Here is an 18470-nt window from a genome sequence, read left to right as displayed (position 1 = left end):
GGCAAGCGATTCCATACCGGCCACGAACCCCTACCCAAGCGGCGTGGCACATCATGCGGCATGCTCACTTACGCGCGCATCGAGGCCGCCAGGCGGCGGAGGTGGGCTTCGGCGCTGCTCTACCTCACGGACCGGTGTCCGGTCGGCTGCGCCCACTGTTCGGTGAACGCGCGCCCCGACGGCGCCCGCATCACCGACTGGCCGCTGTTCGAGCAGGTCGTCTCCGTGCTGTGCGGTGTGGAGAGCTTCGAGATCGTCGGGATCTCCGGCGGCGAGCCGTTCACCGAGCGGCGCGGGCTCGTGTTCGCCACCGACGCGCTCGTCGCGGCGGGCAAGTCGGTGGTGCTGTACACGAGCGGCTTCTGGGGCGAGCCCGCGCCGTGGGCGCGCCGGGTGCTCGACCGATCGAGCTGCGTCGTCCTGGGGACCGACACCTTCCACGCGGCGCGGCTGACCGACGACCGGGTCGTACCGGCGATCAGGGCGGTCAGGGAGGCGGGCTGCTGGCTGGTGCTCCAGGCGATCGGCACCGACCGGGACGCGGCGGCGCTGCTCACCCGCGCCCTCGGCGCCGCGTGGCGCGACCATGCCGAGATCCACGTGACCGGGCTGCTGACCGTGGGCCGGGCGCGGTCGCTGCGCACGTCGGCGCCCGTCCGTGACGCGCCCGGCTTCGGGCCCTGCACCGTCTCGGACGCGCCCGTGGTCCGTTACGACGGACGGGTGTCCGCCTGCTGCAACGAGACCGTCATCACCGGCGGCGGCCCGCCCGCGCTGCGGCGGCAGGCCCGCGACGCGGCCGAGTTGGCGCAGAGCCTCGACTCCTTCGAGGCCGATCCGATGCTGCGGTTCATCAGCAGCCACGGGCCGGGCCCGCTGGCCCCGCTGGTGGGCCTGCAGGACCGGCGCTTCGAGCACATCTGCCAGCTCTGCTGGCGCGTGACCCGGCGCCTGGGCACGGACCCCGGCGCGTCGGTCGCCGCACTGGCCCTGTTCACGGAGCACGCGCCGGACACGCAGCCCACGCCGGACGCGCCGTCCAGGCAAGACGCTGAGCCCACGCCGGACGCGCAGCGCACGCCGGACGCGCAGCGCACGTCGGACGCGCCGTCCAGGCAAGACGCGCAGTCCACACGGCACGTGCCGCCCACGCGGGACGTGCCGTTCGCGCAGAACGAGGGGGATGTTTCATGACGACGGCGAGTGAGACGCTGCGGGCGACGCTCTCCATGGCCGCGCCCGCGCTGCACGCCGCCAGCGCCCGGCTGTGGCAGGCCGACGACCTCAGGCAGCGCTATCCGGAGTACCTGCGGGTGATGCACGCCGTCATCAAGGCCACCGTGCCGCTGCTGCTCGCCGCCCGCGACCGCAGCGGCGGCCGGCTCGCGCACTACTTCGACGCGCACGCCCACGAGGAGACGGGCCACGACGAGTGGCTGGCGGAGGACCTCGCCGCGATCGGCGAACCGGTCGCCGCCACGCCGCCGACCCTGGTCGCCGAACTGGTGGGCGCCCAGTACTACTGGGTGCTGCACCACCACCCGGTGAGCCTGCTCGGCTACATCGCGGTCATGGAGGGCTTCCCGCCGACCGCCGCGCTCATCGAGCACCTCGAACGGCGCACCGGCTACCCTGCGCCCGCCTTCCGCACCCTGCGGGTGCACGCCGAGGCCGACATCGACCACCGCGCGGCCGTCGACACCCTGCTCGACCGGCTCCCCCTGGACGCGGAAACCGGGCAGGCCCTGCGCGTCAGCGCACTTCACAGCGTGCGCAAGAGCACCGAGTTGTTCCACTGCCTGTCCGGGGCAGCCGACACCATACCGGTGCGATACCGGATCCCGGGCGAACCGCCGCAGAATCGGCGGCATCACACCCATCGTTGAACCACTGGACGGGGACGGATGGCACCCAGCATCACCGTTTCGGACCGCGACCTCGACATCCTGACCCTGCTCGCGGCGGGTTTCTCCACCGAGCGCATCGCCAGGCACCTGTACGTCAGCAAACCGACCGCGGCCGAGCACTGCTGCAAACTGTTCGCCCGATTCGGGTGCAAGAACCGGACCGAGCTGGTCGCCTACGCCTACGCGCACGGACTGCTGGAGACGGGGGTCTGGCCTCCGCACGCCCACTCGGCGCTGGTCCGCCATGAGTAGCGAACTGCGGCGGAACTGGCGCTTCCAGCTCATGTGGGCCGGAGCCGGGCTGTCGTACCTGGGCAGTTCGACGATCGGGCTGGCGCTGCCGCTGCTGGTGCTGGCCGCCACCGGCTCGCCCGCGCTGGCCGGGATCGCGACCACGATCTCGATGGTGTCCGCGCTCGTCGTCAGCGCCCCCGCCGGGGTGTGGGTGGACCGGATGGACCGCAGGCGGATCCTCATCGGGGCCGAACTCGCGCTGGCGGCGGCCTGGGGCTCGTTCGCGCTGCTGGTGTGGTCCGACGCGGTCTCGGCGTGGAACGTGGTGCTGGTGTCGGTGGTCAGCGGCGGCGCGGGAGCGTTCAAGGGGCCCGCGCACGCGGCCGCGCTCCAGTCGCTGGTCCCCAAGTCGCAGCTCTCGGCGGCGTACGCGCAGAACCAGGCGCGTTCGTACGCGACGCAGCTCGCCGGTCCGCCGCTGGGCGGGCTGCTCTACGCGGTCGGCCGGGCGGTGCCGTTCGCCTTCCAGGCGCTGGCGCTGGTGCTGTCCACGGCCTGCTACCTCGCGGCGCGGGTGCCGCGCAGACCGGCGGGCGCGGCCAGGAAGCCGCAGGCCGCGAACATGCGGAGCGCGTTCGCCGAGGCGTTCCGCTGGCTGGTCGGGCAGCGCGGGCTGCGGGCCGCCATCGTGGTCGCGCTGTTCATGAACCCGCTGGTGAACGCCATCTGGATCCCGGTGATCGTACTCGTCGGCGAGCGCGGCGGGGCCTCGCTGCACACCGGCGTCGTCATGGCGGGGGCCGGAATAGGCGGGCTGGCCGGATCGCTGCTCGCGACCCGGCTGAGCGGGCTGCTGCCGCCCGGCAAGCTGCTGCTGCTGGTCTGCGTGCTGATGGGCGGCTCCTACTGCCTGATCCCGCTGCCCCTGCCCATGCCGTGGCCGATGGTGCCCATCGTCGTGTCGTGCCTGGCCTCCCCCGCGCTGAACGTGGCGCTGATGGCGCTCATCGGCCACCTGGTCCCGAGCGACATGATGGGGCGGATGATGTCGGTGGTGACCGTCACCTTCCAGGGTCTGTCACCGCTCGGCCCGGTGATCGGCGGCGCCCTGGCGGGCGCGCTCGGCGGCGGCCCCGCCCTGGTGGTCATCGGCGGCGCACTGCTGGTGATCACCGCACTCGCCTCCACCAGTACGGCACTGCGCGCCCTGCGCGGCCCGGAGGAGGAACCGGACCCGTTTGAGTCCATCCGGCGCCTTTGCGAACTCGGCGTCTTCTCCGGCGATCCGGACCCGGAGAAACTCGCGCGCCTCGGCCCGCTGAGAGAAGAAGAAATCAGATTCCTCGATTCACTGAACTCCAGGATCAGAGCAGCCAAATGAATTCACCATACGATCGTAGGGTTGTCGCCCGGCGACCGCGCGCAGACCATTGAATTACGTTTTCCAGTCACGGTCGAAAGGCAGAGGGCAGCATGAGTTTCAACGCACTCGACGCGCTCCGCGCAGCGGGCATCGTCACCGGGAAAACCTCGCCGGCCGCCATCGGCGTCCTCAGCGAACTGAACGAGAGCGAGGTCGCGTTCCTTAGCTCGCTCGACACCCGGATCAAGGCCGCCATGCGGCCCGAGGTCGTGGCCCACTCGGAGGAGGGCAGCGAGGACACCCCGTGCCTGGCCGGTTTCTCCTGCGGCCACTTCGGCTCGGACAACCCCGTCGAGAGCTGACGCGCCATCCCATGTTCACGGCGCCTTCCGCGGTTCCTCGCCTGGCCGCGGAAGGCGCCGCTGACCACATCGCAACGCCCAGGAGGTGCCCCGGATGTTCGAAGGACGCCACCGCGACGAGGAACTTCGCCCTCGTGTGCTTCGCGGCGAGCGCAACTGGTGGTTTCTCGGCCCCGGCGGGGTCGCCAAACTCTATTCGTGGCACCTCGGCAGCGACGGCGCGCCGACGGAGGACACGATCGGCTGGCTGGGCGAGCAGGGGATGCTGCGGCAGCCGAGGCGCAAGAACTACAGCCTGACGGTGCTGACCACGACGCACTGCAATCTCGGCTGCTCCTATTGTTTCCAGAATCTGGGCCAGGACGAGCCGGGCGGCACCGCGCCGCCGCGCATCGCATACACCCGGCTCAATTCGGCGACCATCAAGCGAATTATCGAATTCACTCGTGAGCGTATGGCGGCGGCCGGCCTTGAAGAACTGTGCGTCACATTGTTCGGCGGTGAGCCGCTGCTGAATCCCAGGGGCTGCCTGGAACTCCTGGAGGCGGCCGCGCCCCTCGGGCTGCGCTACGCCGACATGGTCTCGAACGGCACGCTGCTGACGACCGTGCCGCTCAAGCGGATGTACGACCTCGGCCTGCGCGGCATCCAGATCACCTTCGACGGCGACGAGCCCGAGCACGACGCGCTGCGCGTGAAACGCACCGGGGGCGGCACCTTCGACACGATCGTGCGCAACATCCGCGAGGTCCAGGAGGAGACGAAGATCGCCTTCTCGCTGCGGGTGAACGTGACGGCGGAGAACCTCGGCGGCATCGACCGGCTCGTCGAACGCCTGGCCGAGCGGCTGAAGACGACCCGCTGCGGCATCTACTTCAAGATCGTGGGAGACGTCGGCATCGGCTACCGCAACGACGTCGCCGCCTCCGAACGGCTGCAACAGCGCTTCATCGACTGGAACCGGCGCGCGCTCGCCTGCGGGTTCGGCGTGGGCCGTCCGCGTGAGATCGTCCCCTGCCCGGCCTGCTCGTTCCCCGGCGGCAGGTACGGCGCGGTCGTCAGCGCCGACGGCAGCCTGTCGAGCTGCTGGGAGACCGCGGGGAAGGCCGACTGGACGGTCGGCTCCGTCTTCGACGGCTACCAGCCGGAGGAGGTCACCGAGCCCCGCTGGACGACCTGCGAGGAGGACTTCCTGAACTTCGCCGACGCGGACGCCTGGCAGCGTTTCCACGACAGCGTGGACGCGGCCCTGCTGGACGACCTCGTGGCCATGGGACGCCTCTAGGAGGTGGCGTGCGGTATCCAGACGCCCCCAGGTCCGACCGGCGCGACGTGTTGCACGGGACCCCCGTACCGGACCCCTACCGATGGCTCGAAGCGGCCGACGACCCCCGCACCCGCGACTGGCAGTCCGGGCAGGACGAGCTGTACCTGGCGCACCGGGAGCGGTGGCCGCACCGCGAGCGGTGGGCGGACCTGCTGGCCGGGCTCGCGCCCGCCGAGACCACCTCGGTGCCGTCGGTGCGCGGCGAGCGCGCCTTCTTCACCCGGGTGACGCGCGGCTCCGAGCACGCCGTCCTGTACGTCAGAGACCATGTCAGGGATCACGGCACCGACCGGGTCCTGATCGATCCCCTCGCCGTCGACCCGTCGGGCGACACCGTACTGGAGGCGTGGAGCCCGTCGGCGGAGGGTGAGCTGATCTCCTACCAGCTCTCGGCGCGGGGCACGGAGGACTGCGTGCTGGCCGTGCGGGAGGTGGCCACGGGCGCGCTCGTGGACGGCCCGATCGACCGGGTGCGCCGTACCCCCGTCGCCTGGCTGCCCGGCGGCGGCGCCTTCTACTACGTGCGGCGGCGTCCCGGCGCGGACCTGTACCACCGGCGGGTCTACCTGCACCGGCTCGGCACCGATCCGGAGCAGGACGTGATGGTGTTCGGCGAGGGCAGGCCCGCCGCGCAGTTCTACACGGTGGCCGTCACCCCGGACGGCCGCTGGCTCACGGTCTCGGCGGCGGCGGGCACCTCGCCGCACAACGACCTGTGGCTGGCCGACCTCGGGCGGGGCGACCCGGCCCGCCCGGAGCTGCGGCCCGTCCAGGTGGGCGCGGCCGGGCGCACCCACACCAGGATCGCGCCGGACACCCCTGGCGGCGGCCCGATGTGGCTGCGGACGACCGTGTCCGCGCCGCGTGGCCGGATCGTCGTGACCAGTCCCGGCGACCTGCGGGAACGGCGGACGCTGATCCCGGAGCGTGCGGACGCGGTGCTGACCGACTTCGTGCCGCTGACCGGCGAGCGGCTGCCGCACCCGGTCGCGCTGGTGGCGTGGTCGCGGCACGCGGTCGCCGAGATCACGGTCCACGACCTGCGCGACGGCCGCGAGCTGGGACGGCTGAAGCTGCCGGGCAACGGCAGCATCGGCGCGATACAGAGGGCGCCCGCGCCCGGCCACGAGGTCTGGTTCACCTACACCGACCACGCCACGCCGAAGGCGGTCCTGCACTACGACGCCTTGGAGGAGCGGCTGCGTACCTGGTCGGCGAGCCCGGCCCCGGAGGACGGGGTCCGCGTCACCGTGGAGCGGGCCACCTCGGCGGACGGCACCCCGGTCCGCGTCTTCGTCGTCTCGCCGGCCGGGCGGCCGGACCGGCCACGGCCGACGATCCTCACCGGTTACGGCGGGTTCGGCGCGCCCATGAGCCCGGCCTACAACCCGGACGTGCTCGCCTGGGTCAGGGCGGGCGGCGTCTACGCGATCTCCTGCCTGCGCGGCGGCGGAGAGGAGGGCGCGGCCTGGCACCGCGCCGGGACCGGACACGGCAAGCAGCGGGTCTTCGACGACTTCGACGCGGTCACCGACCTCCTGGTCGGGCAGGGCTGGACCGCGCACGACCGGCTCGGCGTCGTCGGCAACTCCAACGGCGGGCTCCTGGTCGCGGCGGCGGTGACGCAGCAGCCGGGCAAGTACGCGGCGGCCGTGTGCCTGGCGCCGCTCACCGACATGGTCCGCTACGAGCTCGGCGGCATGGGGCCGAGCTGGCGCCCGGAGTTCGGCACGGTGGCCGACCCGGACGACTTCGCGGCGCTGCTGGCCTACTCGCCGTACCACCACGTCCGTGAAGGGCTCGCCTTCCCGCCGGTCCTGATGGGGGCCTTCGACGGCGATACCCGCGTCGACCCGGCGCACGCCCGCAAGTTCACGGCGGCGCTGCAGCACGCCTCGGCGGGCGGACCCGTGGTGCTGCGGGTCGAGCGCCATGTCGGGCACGGCGGCCGGGCCGCCTCCCGGCTGGCCGGCCTGCGGGCCGACGTCCTCGCGTTCTGCGGCCGGTGGCTCGGCCTGTGCCCGGAGGGGGATCGATGCGCGTGCTCCTGTGCCCGCTGAGCAATCCGGGCTACCTGTACTCGACTCTGGCGATCGGGCGGGAGCTGCGGGCGCGCGGCCACCTGGTCGCCGTGCTGTGCGGCCCCTCGGCGGTGGGCGCGGTGGCGCGTGCGGGCCTGCTCGCGCTCAACGTCGAGGGGTACGGCCCGGCGGGCGTCCTGTCCGTCGGCTCCTGGCACTGGGTGAACGAGGGCGCCGCCCAGCACGCGGCCGTCATGGGCGCGGCCCGCGACATCGGCGCGGACGTGCTGGTGACCTCGGTCCTGTGCCACGGGGCGCTGCTGGCGGCCGAGCGGCTGGACCTGCCCGCCGTGGTGCTGGGGCTGGCGGCCTGGCTGTGGCCGTACCGGGGCGGTGGGGGCGAGCGTGAGGAGCGGGAGTGGCGGCTGCGCGAGGTGCGCGGCTTCTACGACGAGATCCGCTCCAGGGCGGGGCTGGCGCCACGCCGCGACCGGTATCCCGAGCGGCCGCTGCTGGGTGCGGCCTTCCTGCTCAGGGGGCATCCGGACCTGGAACCGCGCGGTGCGGAGCTGCCCGGCGAGGTCGTGCACGTGGGGCCGTGCGCGTGGGAGCCACCGCCCGCTTCCGGCGCCGTCGCGCAGGTCGGGCGGCGGACGCGGGAGGTCGGCAAGCCTGTCGTCTACGTGCATCTCGGGCGGAGGTTCGGCGGCAACAGCCTGTGGCCGAGGCTCAACGCGGCCTTCACGGACGGCCCGCTCCAAGCCGTGGTGGAGGTGGGGCGCTCCGGCGGCGCCGACCCGGCGCCCGGCGCCGACGTGCTCGTGGTGCGGGAGCCGTGGATGGATCCGCTGGTCGCGACGGCGAGTCTGGTGCTCACCAACGCCACCTCCGCCCCGGTGCTCGCCGCGCTGCGGCACGGCGTGCCGCTGGTGGTGGCGCCGAACGGGTCGGAACAGCCGGTGCTCGCGGCGGCGTGCCGCCGGGCCGGGGTCGCCGTACCGCTGCCGGACCGCCCTGAGCAGGCCGGGCGGTCGCTCGCCCTCGCGCACGCCGACCAGTTGCTCGCCCACCGGGCGCGCAGGCTCGGCGCCCGGCTGCGGGCGTCGGGCGGCGCCGCGCAGGCCGCGCGGATCGTGCTCGCCCAGTGCTCCTCGCCCGTGCCCGCGGACCGGCGGTAGGAGGGGACGTGCACCTGGCCGACATCCTCGCGCTGCGACCGGTCCCGGCGGCGGGACTGCTGATGGCGCTCACCCGCCGCTGCCCGCTGACCTGCGCCCACTGCTCGACGAACTCGCTGCTCACCAGCGAGGAGCACCCGGCGGAGTGGTTCGCCCGCTTCGCCCGCACGATCGAGCGCGAGGACCGCCCCGAAGTGATCATGTTGACCGGCGGCGAGCCCATGCTGCGCCCCCGGCTGGTCGCCGACATCGCGGCCACCGCCCCGACGATGGTCCTGACCGGCGGATTCTTCGCGCCGAGGGTCCCCGCCGCGCTGGCCGGGGTCGCCCACGTGTCGGTCAGCCTGGACGTCCACCACCAGCGGGAGGTCCCGCAGGCGAAGGTGTTCCGGCTCGTGCACGCGCTCGCCGGACGCGGGACGGCGGTCAGCTTCCACGTGACCGGCGCGGGGCCGGACGACCCGTACCTCGCGCGGACGATCGACACGGTCAGGCGGGAGTTCGCCGACCGGGTCCCGATGCTGGTCGGCCGCGTGCGCGCGGCCGGGCGCGCGCAGGCGTGGGCACCCGCCGAAGAGCGGGCCCCCGCCGACGGGCACCGGCCGTGCACGATGGCCGCCTGGCCCGCCGTGTCACCCGACGGGACCGTCACCGCCTGCTGCAACCAGGACGTCATCGACCATCGCCCGGTCCCCGGCCACCTGCGGCTCGGCCACGTCGCGACCGACGACTGGCGGAGCGTCCGCACGCGGTGCCTGACCTCCCCCGTGCTCCAGGCCATCCGCACAGGCGGACCCCAGTGGGCGGCGGGCCGCTCGGACGGCGGCTACTGCGGCACCTGCCGCACGCTCGGCACGACCGCCGAGCGCCCCCGCCCCGCCGCCGCCTTTCTGGAACAACAGGTCGTCCGCGCCCAGGTGGGCGCGGGACCGGAGGGCTTCATCCGCCGGTACGGCGAAGCCCGCTTCGCAGAGCTCGTCATGCTCGGAAGGGAGACCCATGCCGTTTGACGCATTGCGCGAACTGGCCGAAGCAGGGCTGGACCTGGAGGTCATCAGCGACGAACAGCGCGCGATCGTCGCGGGGCTGAGCCAGGAGGAGGTGGCGATGCTCATCTCGATCCAGAAGCAGCTTCTCGAATCGGACCCCGAGGTGGAGGCGCACATCATCGGCGGGCTGCTGTTCTGATGCGCTGCCCGGGATGCGCGGCCACCGCGCCGGACGGGGCCCGCTTCTGCCCGTCCTGCGGGAGCCGCCTGGAGAAACGAGGCGTGAGCGGCGCCCGCAAGCAGGTCGCGGTGGTGTTCTGCGACCTCACCGAGTCGACCGCGCTCAGCGAGCGGCTCGACCCGGAGTCGCTGCGCACCATCATGCTCGGCTACTACGCCGCCATGCGCGACTGTCTCGAAAGCCATGGCGGCGTGGTGGAGAAGTTCATCGGCGACGCCGTGATGGGCGTCTTCGGGCTGCCGACCGCGCACGAGGACGACGCGCTGCGCGCCGCGCGGGCGGCGCTCGCGATGCGCGGCGCCCTGGACCGGCTCAACGACGAGCTGGCCGGGCGGGTGGACGTCCGGCTGAACGTCCGCATGGGCATCGAGGCGGGCGAGGTCGCCACCGCCGACGACGCCTCGGCCGGGCAGGCGCTCGTGACCGGCGAGGTCGTGAACGTGGCCGCCCGGCTGCAGACGCAGGCACCCCCCGGGGGCATCCTCATCGGCGAGGGCGCCCACGCGCTCACCGGCCGGCTCCTGACGACGGCGCCGCTCGGCGCGGTGTCGGTGCGCGGCAAGGCCGAGCAGGTGCGCGCGTGGCGGCTGCTCGGCGTCCGCGAGGACGACCCGGCGATCAACCGCAGGTTCGACGCGCCCTTCGTCAACCGGGACCGGGCGCTGACCGAACTGGACACCGTCTTCGCCGCCGTGGTCGAGCTGCACACCTGCAAACGGCTCACGCTGGTCGGCGAGGCCGGTCTCGGCAAGACCCGGCTGGTGCGTTTCTGGGCCGAGTCCGCCACCCGGCGCGGCGCGCTGTTCGGCACCGGGCGGTGCGCGCCGTACGGGGAGGGGGGCGGGTTGCGGGCGCTGGCCGACGCGCTGCGCGGCGCCCTCGGCGAGCAGCAGGGGCCCGCGACCGACGTGCTGCGGTGCCTGTTCGCCAACGGCACGCTCGGCGCCGCCCCCGACGAGACCGTGTGGGCGGTGGCCACCTGCCTGGAGGCCGCGGGCGCGCCCGTCGTGCTCGCCATCGACGACCTGCACTGGGCCAGCCCCGAACTGCTCGACCTGCTCGCCACCCTGGAGGACCGGCTGAGCGCGGTACCGGTGCTGCTCGTGTGCACCGCCCGCCCGGACGGCGCCCCCGCCCCGCCGTCCCTGGAGCTGCGCCCGCTGCTCGCCGACGACTGCCGCCGCCTGTCCTCGACGCTGCTCGACACCACCGCCCACCAGGCCGACGTGCTCGAACAGGTGGTACGGCGCTGCGAGGGCAACCCGTTCTACCTCGAACAACTCGTCGCGCTCATCGGCGACGGCATGGACCCGGAGCAGGTGCCGCCCGCGCTGCGCGCCCTGCTGTCGGCGCGCGTCGACGCGCTGCGGCCGGGCGAACGGCACGTCCTCGCCTGCGCCAGCGTCATCGGGCGCGAGTTCGGCCGGGCCGAACTGGAGGCGCTGTGCGACGGCGACGTCGGCGAACCGCTCGCCAGGCTGACCGGCAAGCAGCTCGTCGAGCCCTCCGGCGCCCGCCACCGCTTCGCCAGCACCCTCATCCAGCAGGTGGTCTACGCGGAGACCGCCAAGAGCACCCGCGCCGACCTGCACGAACGGCTGGCCGCCCACCTCGACGCCGCCGGCGACCAGCCGGGGACCGTCGGTACCCACCTGGCGCTCGCCTACCGGCTGCGGTGCGAACTCGCCCGGCCGGACGCGGAGACCGTACCGCTGCGCGACACGGCCGCCGACCGGCTGGCCAAGGGCGGGGAGCAGGCGCTGCGCCACGGCGACCTGTCGCGGGCGGTGCACCTGCTGGAGGACGCCCACGCCCTCACCGGCGACGGCAACCCGCTGGTCGTCGAACGGCTGGGCGAGGCCAGGGTCGCCGTCGGCGACGCGGCCGGCGGGGTGCCGCTGCTGCGCCGGGCGCTCGAACTCGGCGACGAGCGGATGGCCTGCCACGCCCGCCTGTACCTGAGCTACCTCGACGGCGGTCTGCCCGGCGTCCGCGCGCTGGAGGCGGCCGAGGTGTTCGAGGCGGCGGGCGACGACCTCGGACTGGCCCGTGCCATGGTCAGGATCGGCCAGCAGGCGCAGGCCGACGGCCGGTTCGCGCAGGCCAGGACCGCTCTGGAGCGCGGGCTCGGCCACGCGATCCTGGCCGACGCGGAGATGGAGCGGGCCATGGCGCTGGGCGCGCTCGCCGTCTCGCTGTGGCTGGGGCCCGAACCCGCCTCCGTCGGGGTCTCGCGGTGCGAGGAACTGCTGCGCGCCCACGGGCGGGGGCGGCGGACCGTACAGGCTGTGGTGGGGTGTCCGCTGGCGGTGCTGCACGCGCTGAACGGCGACTTCGGCCGGGCGGAGGCGGCGCTGACCCGCGCCGAGGCGATCCTGTCCGAGCTGGGCCACGCCTACGCGACCGCGTTCATCCCGATGTTCTCCGCGACGGTCGCGCACCTGGCCGGGCGGGCCGCCGACGCCGAACTGCTGCTGCGCCGCGCCCGCGACGCCGCGACCGCGCTCGCCGACGCCCAGCTGCGGGTCACCGCCGTGCGGGATCTGGCCCGGGTGCTGTACGAGCAGGGACAGGGCGCCCAGGCGTACGCGCTGGCGAGGGAGGGCATGGCCGACCCCGACGGCGCCCAGCCGATGATGCGGGCGGAGTTCATGAGCCTGACTGCCCGCGTCCTCGGCGAACTCCCGCTGGCGGAGGAGGCGTGGACGCTCGCGGCCACCACCGACTCGCCGCTCATGCAGGCCCGCGTCCTGGCCGACCGGGCACACGTCAGGGCCGTGCACGGCGACGCCGTCGGAGCGCGCGAGGACCTGGCCGCCGCCGGTGCCCTGCGCGCGGGCAAGGAGCGATGATGGCGGCACTCGACCTGGCGCTGACCTGGCGGCTCAAGGACCGGCCCGACGACCTCGGCGTCACCACCACCTGGTGGTCGCACGCCCCGGACCTGGCCGGGGCCACCGGCCGAGGGGTGCGCGTGTGCGTGCTCGACAGCGGCATCGAGCCCGGCCACCCCTCCGTCGGGCCGATCCAGGGCTCGTACGCCGTGGAGATCGAGAACGGCGAGCCGATCGTGCGCGAGACGCAGGCCAAGGACGTCTGCGGGCACGGCACCGCCTGCGCCGGGATCATCAGGAAGATCGCACCCGAGTGCGAGCTGTACAGCGTCCGGGTGCTCGGGCCCGGCTTCGCCGGGCGCGGCAACGTGTTCGTCGAGGGTCTGCGCTGGGCCGTCGAGCAGGGCTTCGACGTCATCAACCTGAGCCTGTCCACCACCCGCAAACAGCTCGCCGACGAACTGCGGGCGGTCAGCGACGACGCCTTCTTCCGGCGGTCGGTGATCGTGGCGTCGGCGCACAACCTGCCCGTCGAGAGCTATCCGTGGCGGTTCTCGTCGGTGATCTCGGTGGGCAGCCACGCCGAGGAGGACCCCGCGCTGCTCATCTACAACCCCCGTCCGCCCGTCGAGTTCTTCGCCCACGGCTCCGACGTGGAGGTGGCCTGGCCGGGGGGCGGGCGCAGGCGCTGCACCGGGAACAGTTTCGCAACCCCGCATGTCACCGGGCTGTGCGCACTCGTGCTGAGCGGGTGTCCGCGCCTCACCACCTTCCAGGTGAAGAACGCTCTGTACATGTACGCGAGAAATGTGAGGCGAGAGCCATGAACTCGGAGTTCGAGGCCGACCACGACGCTCTGCTGCAGTCGATCGTCGACGTAGCGCTCGCGATCTACTGTGCCGAGGCCAGCTCGATCTTCCTGTACGACACCGAGCGCGACGAACTGGTCTTCCGCGCGGTCTCCGGCCAGGGGCAGGGGCAGCTCGTGGGACGCGGGTTCCCCTCGACGCAGGGGATCGCGGGCTGGGTGCTCTCCTCGCGGCAGGCCATGATCGTCGACGACCTGACCGGCAGCGACATCTTCGCCAAGGACATCGCCGAGGCGACCGAGTACGTGCCCAGGTCGCTCATGGCGGTGCCGCTGCTGCACGACGACGAGGCCCTCGGCGTACTCGAAGTACTCGACCCGCACCCTCAGGCGCGGGCCGCCATCGCCGAGCTGGAACTGCTCGTCATGTTCGCCCGCCAGGCGTCCGTCGCCCTGCGGGTGATCCGCAACTACGCGCACGCCGTCCGCGACGACCCGAACGCGCGGCGGCGGGAGGAGACGCGGCGGCTGCTGTCGGCGCTGACCGACCTGATGGAGGAGGACTCAGGACCGCTGCCCCGCCGCTGACCCGCTCTCCTGGACCGAGAGCCTGATCCAGCGCGGGATCCGGTACACCTCGTCGGCGCGCGACTCGACCTCGACCACGTGCGCCTCCTCCAGCGCGTCGAGCAGCGCCCGCGCCGTACCCGGGCACGCGCCCAGCAGCGGCGCGGCCTCGCCGAGCGTGAACCGCTCGCCGGACAGGCCGCCCAGCCGCCGCAGCGCCCGGTGGGCGGGCGGGTCCAGGTCGCGGTCGAGGCTGGCCGCGCACGCGCGCAGCGAGCGGTCGCCCACCGTCAGCTCGTCCAGCAGCAGCCCGTCGTCGGCCAGCCGGGCGGCGAACTCGGCCAGCCCCAGGTCCGGGCGGGCGGCCAGCCGGGCGGCCGCCAGCCGGACCGTCACCGGCAGGCAGTCCGTCACCGTGAGTAATCGGCGGGCGGCTTCCCGGTCCTCGCCCACCCGCCGCTCGCCCAGCAGACCGCGCAGCAGTTCCAGCGCCTCCGGCCGGGCGAGCGCGCCCACGTGCACATGGTGGACCGACTCGACCGCGTCCAGGCGTCTCCTGCTCGTGACGATGACGCCGCTGGCGCCCGTACCCGGGATCAGGCTGCGGACCTGCGCCGGAGTGGCCGCGTCGTCCAGGACGAGCAGGACCCGGCGCTCGGCCAGCCACGCCCGGTAGGTCGCCACCCGCTCCTCCGGCGAGTCCGGCAGGTCGGCGCCGTAGCCGGTCAGGCGGAGGATCTCCGCGACGACGTCCGAGGTGCTCCGCTCGGCGCCGGAGGCGTCCCTGAGGTCCACCAGGAGACGGCCGTCACGGAAGCCCGCGCCCAGCCGGTGCGCCACATGGACGGCCAGCGCCGTCTTGCCGCCGCCCGCCGGGCCGTACAGGACGGCGTTCTGTTTACCGTCCTCGAAGACGTCGAGGATCTCGCCGACCTGCCGCTCGCGTCCGGTGAACACGGCGAGGTCCCTCGGCAGCATGCTCAGGTGGGCGACCGTGTCGTACTCGGGGCGCGGCGCGTCCAGTTCCTCGTCGCCGCGCAGGATCGCCTGGTAGAGGCGTTCGAGTACGGGGCTCGGGCGCAGGCCCAGTTCCCTGGTGAGCGCCTGGCGCAGGCCCTCGAACTCGGCGAACGCCTCCGTCTGCCTGCCGCAGCGGTACAGCGCCAGCATCTGGCAGCGGCGCAGGCGCTCCCTGAACGGGTGCTCCCTCGCCCACTCCGTCAGGGCGTCCACGACCCGGGCGTGCTGGCCGAGGTCCAGCTCCGCCTCCGCCCAGTCCTCGAAGGCCGTCAGCCGCAGGTCCCTCAGCCTGGCCACCTCGGCGGCGATGAGCGGGACGTGCGTCAGGTCGGGCAGCGGGTCGCCGCGCCACAGGTTCAGCGCGTCGCCCAGCAGGCGCCGGGCCGTACGCATGTCTCCGGCCCGCAGGGCGCGCCTGCCGGACTTGACCAGGTCGGTGAAGCTGACCATGTCCAGCTGCGGGGCCGCCAGGCGCAGCCGGTAGCCCGGAGGGACGTGGTGCAGGTCCTCCCGCAGGCCCAGTTCCTTGCGCAGGGCGGCGACGTACACCTGGAGGTTCTTCTGCGCGGTGCGCGGCGGCGCGTCCGCCCACGCCGCCTCGATGAGCGAGGAGACCGAGACCACGTTGTTGATCCGGACGAGCAGTGAGGCCAGGAGCAGGCGGCGCTTGAACGGGCCGAGGTCGAGCCGGGCCGTGTCCCGGCGTGCCTCAAAGGGCCCGAGGATGGCGAACTCCACGTTCACAACGGCCTCCCTGAGGGGTGAAATCACACGATGCCGTTCCTTACTTCCAGAGTTGCCATATCCGCTGTCGGCGCCGGTAGGAGCATCTGACACCTGTTCGTCATGACATTCATCACGACCGCCACGCGGCCGTACAGGTCGGCGACACCGCGTCACATCCGCCGCGACCCCAACAGGCGGTAAGATCACTTCCATTCGGACCCCCATGACCTTCCTCCACCGCGTCGTCGACCGGCTCGCGGCGCTGCCTGGCGTGCGCGCCGTCGCTCTCGGCGGCTCCCGCGCCCAAGGCACCCACGCCCCCGACAGCGACTGGGACCTGGCCGTCTACTACCGAGGCGGCTTCGACCCGGCCGACCTGCGTGCCGTCGGCTGGCAGGGCGAGGTCTCCGAGGTCGGCGGCTGGGGCGGCGGCGTGTTCAACGGCGGCGCGTGGTTCACGATCGACGGCCACCGCGTCGACGTCCACTACCGCGACCTCGACGCCGTCGAGCACGAACTCGCCGAGGCCCAGCTCGGCCGCTTCCGCTGGGAGCCGCTGATGTTCCACCTCGCGGGTATCCCCAGCTACCTGGTGGTCGCCGAACTCGCCGTCAACCGGGTGCTCCACGGCACCCTGCCCCGTCCCGGCTACCCGCAGGCGCTACGCGAGGCGGCCCCGCCGATGTGGCGCGCCCGCGCGACGGCGACGCTCAGGTACGCCGAGGCCGCCTACGCCCGGCACGGCGCGGTCACCGAGGTCGCGGGAGCGCTGGCGACCGCCGCCATGAACACGGCGCACGCGCGGCTGGCGGCGCGCGGCGAGTGGGTCACCAACGAGAAACGCCTCCTGCAGCGAACGGGACTACGCGGCCTCGACCTGATCACAGCCGGCCTGCGCCCGGACCCCGGCGCCCTCGTGCAGTCGATCCGCGAGGCGGAGAGACTGTTCGAAGCCGTCGCGTAGCAGACATCTCCACTTACCGCCCTGCGGGCCCGATCCGGCAACGATCAGCAGCGGCTCATGTACGAAGCGGCTGCGCGCCGGTAGCTTCGCAGGTGTGGCTGACGACGCTGAGCTGACGCGCTGGACCGTCCATGGCGAGCGACTGATCTACGACAACCGGTGGATCCGCGTCGGCCTGGCCGACGTGGAGATCCCGGGCGGAGAGCGGTTCGAGCATCACGTGGTGCACCTGGACCGCGCCGCCATCGCCGTCGTGGTCGATGACCGCGACCGGGTCCTGCTGATGTGGCGCCATCGGTTCGTGTTCGACCGGTGGGGCTGGGAGCTGCCCGGCGGCTTGGTCGAGGCCGGTGAGGACCCCATGGTGACGGCCGCCCGCGAGGTGGAGGAGGAAACGGGGTTTCGTCCGCTGAACCTGGAGAGACTCGTCTCCTATCAGCCGATGGCCGGCATGGTCGACGCGGAGCACGTCCTATTCCTGGCACGAGGCGTCGAAGCTGCGGGGAAGCCCGAAGGCGAGGTCGAGGCCGACAAGATCGAGTGGGTGCCGATGTCGGAGATCCCCGACATGATCGCTCGTGGTGACATCTGGACGTCGGGAACTCTGATCGGGCTGCTGCAGGCTAAGGAGCGCTTGGCAACCCGAGAGCGCGGTTGACCGCGAGCGCGAGTTCGTCGATACGACGACGTTGCCTGCGGGTGCCGGTCATGGTGGCGAGTTGCCGGGCCCGGTAGATGTGAGGCTGAGCGGCTGCGGGATCACCGGCGGCGAGGAGGGCGTGTCCGAGGTCGCAGCGAGCCACGGATTCGGCGCGGTTGTAGGTGCCGTCCATACCGGCGATGGCCGAGCGTAGATCCTCGGCCACCGTGGGGTCGCCGAAGCGCACAAGGCAGTTGCCCCGCCACCGGGCGAGGTGGTGGGCGTTGATCGACAGGTAGCCCATATCCTGGTCGACATCCCCGTCCGGGAGAGACCGGACAGCGGCGTCCAGGGCTCGTCGGCACGTCAGTTCGTCGCCCAGAACGGCGGCCGCCTCGGCTTCTGCGGCCGCGAGCCAGGTTCGGAGCCGGGCGGGTACCCGGCTGTCGAAGGTGGCTCGGAGGTGCCGGAGCAGTTCGGTGGCTTCCGCCGGGCGGCCGAGTTCCACGAGAACGTATGCCTGTTCGCCGGAGACGTAGGCGAGGACGGATGGGTCATCGGCTTCGGCCGCGGCGGCCTTGGCCTTCTCGTAGTGGTTCCAGGCGTCATTGAGGGCAAGGGTGTTGATGGCCTGCCAACCGGCCAGTGACGCGGCTTCGGCCAGCAGGTGGGCAAGGGGTGCTCGTAGGTTGGGCCGTACGACGTGGGTATGGGCACGCTCGATCTGGGAGATCTGGGCCCGCATCTTGTCTGCGATGGCGGCGCCGCCCAAGCGCCGGTCCAGAAGACGGAGACTGTTCGTTTCGGTACCGAGGATCATGATCAGCGTTGAGTCGATGGCAGCGGCCGCGTCCAGGTGTGACACCAGCTCAGCGCGCTGCTCAACGTGTGCATCGTCGAGGTCGCCGGTGGGTGACGCGGTGTCGAGCGGGGCGAGGCCGAGTAGCATCCGAGCGTGATCCGGTAGGCCGAGGCCCGACGCGATGCGCTCGAACAGGTTCAGATCGGTGATGGGCCCGGCCTCACCGCGCATGATGGCGCTGACACGGGGTTGGCTGAGGCCGGTTGCCACTCCGATACGGACCTGGCTCGCTCCGGCGTGCTTGGCTGCGAGCTTGAACAAGGCAGAAATATTGCGCGATTTAAGAATTTGTCGGCTTTCTTCATGATTCCAGACAGCTGCGGGAATCTTGATTGAATTGACAGTACTATCGCGCATACATACCTCCGGTAGCCAGATCCGGGTGGTACTAGCAGCATCGATCCTATATCCGCCCGTTGAATATATC

At 72.6% G+C, this 18470-nt stretch carries 17 protein-coding genes; 15 read left to right on the top strand and 2 right to left on the bottom strand.

Features of this window, described 5'->3' with window-relative positions; translation table 11 throughout:
* The first annotated feature begins 60 nt into the window (after nt 1-60).
* The 13 genes from ABD120_RS31420 to ABD120_RS31360 all read left to right on the top strand — a co-directional run bounded on the left by ABD120_RS31420 (nt 61) and on the right by ABD120_RS31360 (nt 13852).
* The gene (locus ABD120_RS31420) at nt 61-1194 is read left to right on the top strand and encodes a radical SAM protein (protein WP_343953826.1); all 1134 of its coding nucleotides are present in this window, start codon (nt 61-63) and stop codon (nt 1192-1194) included.
* Nucleotides 1191-1886 (top strand): iron-containing redox enzyme family protein, encoded by a 696-nt coding sequence (locus ABD120_RS31415; RefSeq protein WP_343953824.1) that lies wholly within the window; start codon nt 1191-1193, stop codon nt 1884-1886. The genes ABD120_RS31420 and ABD120_RS31415 overlap by 4 nt, the downstream gene beginning before the upstream one ends.
* 18 nt (nt 1887-1904) lie before the next feature.
* Nucleotides 1905-2159 carry a LuxR C-terminal-related transcriptional regulator gene (locus tag ABD120_RS31410; RefSeq protein WP_343953823.1) on the top strand — a complete coding sequence of 85 codons (255 nt, stop codon included), beginning with the start codon at nt 1905-1907 and terminating at the stop codon, nt 2157-2159.
* Nucleotides 2152-3522 carry an MFS transporter gene (locus ABD120_RS31405; protein ID WP_343953822.1) on the top strand — a complete coding sequence of 457 codons (1371 nt, stop codon included), beginning with the start codon at nt 2152-2154 and terminating at the stop codon, nt 3520-3522. Before ABD120_RS31410 ends, ABD120_RS31405 begins: the two co-directional genes overlap by 8 nt.
* A gap of 92 nt (nt 3523-3614) precedes the next feature.
* Nucleotides 3615-3866: an aroma-sacti cluster domain-containing protein gene (locus ABD120_RS31400; protein WP_343953821.1), complete on the top strand. Its 252-nt coding sequence runs from the start codon at nt 3615-3617 to the stop codon at nt 3864-3866.
* Nucleotides 3867-3960: 94 nt separating this feature from the next.
* A complete protein-coding gene (locus ABD120_RS31395; RefSeq protein ID WP_343953820.1) occupies nt 3961-5151 on the top strand; it encodes a radical SAM protein in 1191 nt (396 codons plus the stop codon).
* A gap of 8 nt (nt 5152-5159) precedes the next feature.
* Nucleotides 5160-7253 (top strand): prolyl oligopeptidase family serine peptidase, encoded by a 2094-nt coding sequence (locus ABD120_RS31390; protein WP_343953818.1) that lies wholly within the window; start codon nt 5160-5162, stop codon nt 7251-7253.
* On the top strand, nt 7229-8392 hold the full coding sequence (locus tag ABD120_RS31385; protein ID WP_343953817.1) for a glycosyltransferase: 1164 nt from the start codon (nt 7229-7231) through the stop codon (nt 8390-8392). The genes ABD120_RS31390 and ABD120_RS31385 overlap by 25 nt, the downstream gene beginning before the upstream one ends.
* An 8-nt stretch (nt 8393-8400) precedes the next feature.
* Nucleotides 8401-9402, top strand: a complete 1002-nt coding sequence (locus tag ABD120_RS31380) for a radical SAM/SPASM domain-containing protein (protein ID WP_343953816.1) — start codon at nt 8401-8403, stop codon at nt 9400-9402.
* The gene (locus ABD120_RS31375; protein WP_343953815.1) at nt 9392-9580 is read left to right on the top strand and encodes an aroma-sacti cluster domain-containing protein; all 189 of its coding nucleotides are present in this window, start codon (nt 9392-9394) and stop codon (nt 9578-9580) included. The genes ABD120_RS31380 and ABD120_RS31375 overlap by 11 nt, the downstream gene beginning before the upstream one ends.
* An 83-nt stretch (nt 9581-9663) precedes the next feature.
* Entirely contained in the window at nt 9664-12474 is a 2811-nt protein-coding gene (locus tag ABD120_RS31370; protein WP_343953813.1) for an adenylate/guanylate cyclase domain-containing protein, read from the top strand.
* Nucleotides 12471-13283 carry a S8 family peptidase gene (locus ABD120_RS31365; RefSeq protein WP_343953812.1) on the top strand — a complete coding sequence of 271 codons (813 nt, stop codon included), beginning with the start codon at nt 12471-12473 and terminating at the stop codon, nt 13281-13283. The genes ABD120_RS31370 and ABD120_RS31365 overlap by 4 nt, the downstream gene beginning before the upstream one ends.
* Nucleotides 13280-13852 (top strand): GAF domain-containing protein, encoded by a 573-nt coding sequence (locus ABD120_RS31360; RefSeq protein ID WP_343953811.1) that lies wholly within the window; start codon nt 13280-13282, stop codon nt 13850-13852. Before ABD120_RS31365 ends, ABD120_RS31360 begins: the two co-directional genes overlap by 4 nt.
* On the opposite strand, the gene ABD120_RS31355 is transcribed toward ABD120_RS31360, so the two are convergent.
* The gene (locus ABD120_RS31355; protein WP_343953810.1) at nt 13829-15595 is read right to left on the bottom strand and encodes an AfsR/SARP family transcriptional regulator; all 1767 of its coding nucleotides are present in this window, start codon (nt 15593-15595) and stop codon (nt 13829-13831) included. The two genes, ABD120_RS31360 and ABD120_RS31355, sit on opposite strands and share 24 nt — an antisense overlap.
* Nucleotides 15596-15800: 205 nt before the next feature.
* On the opposite strand from ABD120_RS31355, the gene ABD120_RS31350 reads away from it, so the two are divergent.
* Both ABD120_RS31350 and ABD120_RS31345 read left to right on the top strand, forming a co-directional pair.
* On the top strand, nt 15801-16541 hold the full coding sequence (locus ABD120_RS31350; protein ID WP_343953809.1) for a nucleotidyltransferase family protein: 741 nt from the start codon (nt 15801-15803) through the stop codon (nt 16539-16541).
* Between the two features lie 94 nt (nt 16542-16635).
* Nucleotides 16636-17199 (top strand): NUDIX hydrolase, encoded by a 564-nt coding sequence (locus ABD120_RS31345; protein WP_343953808.1) that lies wholly within the window; start codon nt 16636-16638, stop codon nt 17197-17199.
* Here ABD120_RS31345 and ABD120_RS31340 read toward each other — a convergent pair.
* On the bottom strand, nt 17165-18400 hold the full coding sequence (locus ABD120_RS31340; protein ID WP_343953807.1) for an NsdA family TPR-like regulatory protein: 1236 nt from the start codon (nt 18398-18400) through the stop codon (nt 17165-17167). The genes ABD120_RS31345 and ABD120_RS31340 overlap by 35 nt on opposite strands.
* Nucleotides 18401-18470: the final 70 nt, after the last annotated feature.

Source organism: Nonomuraea longicatena, assembly GCF_039525605.1.
In the GTDB taxonomy this organism is placed as follows: Bacteria; Actinomycetota; Actinomycetes; order Streptosporangiales; family Streptosporangiaceae; genus Nonomuraea; species Nonomuraea longicatena.
The sequence above is the reverse complement of the archived record's forward strand: the minus strand, read 5'-3'. Positions and strand labels throughout refer to the sequence as shown.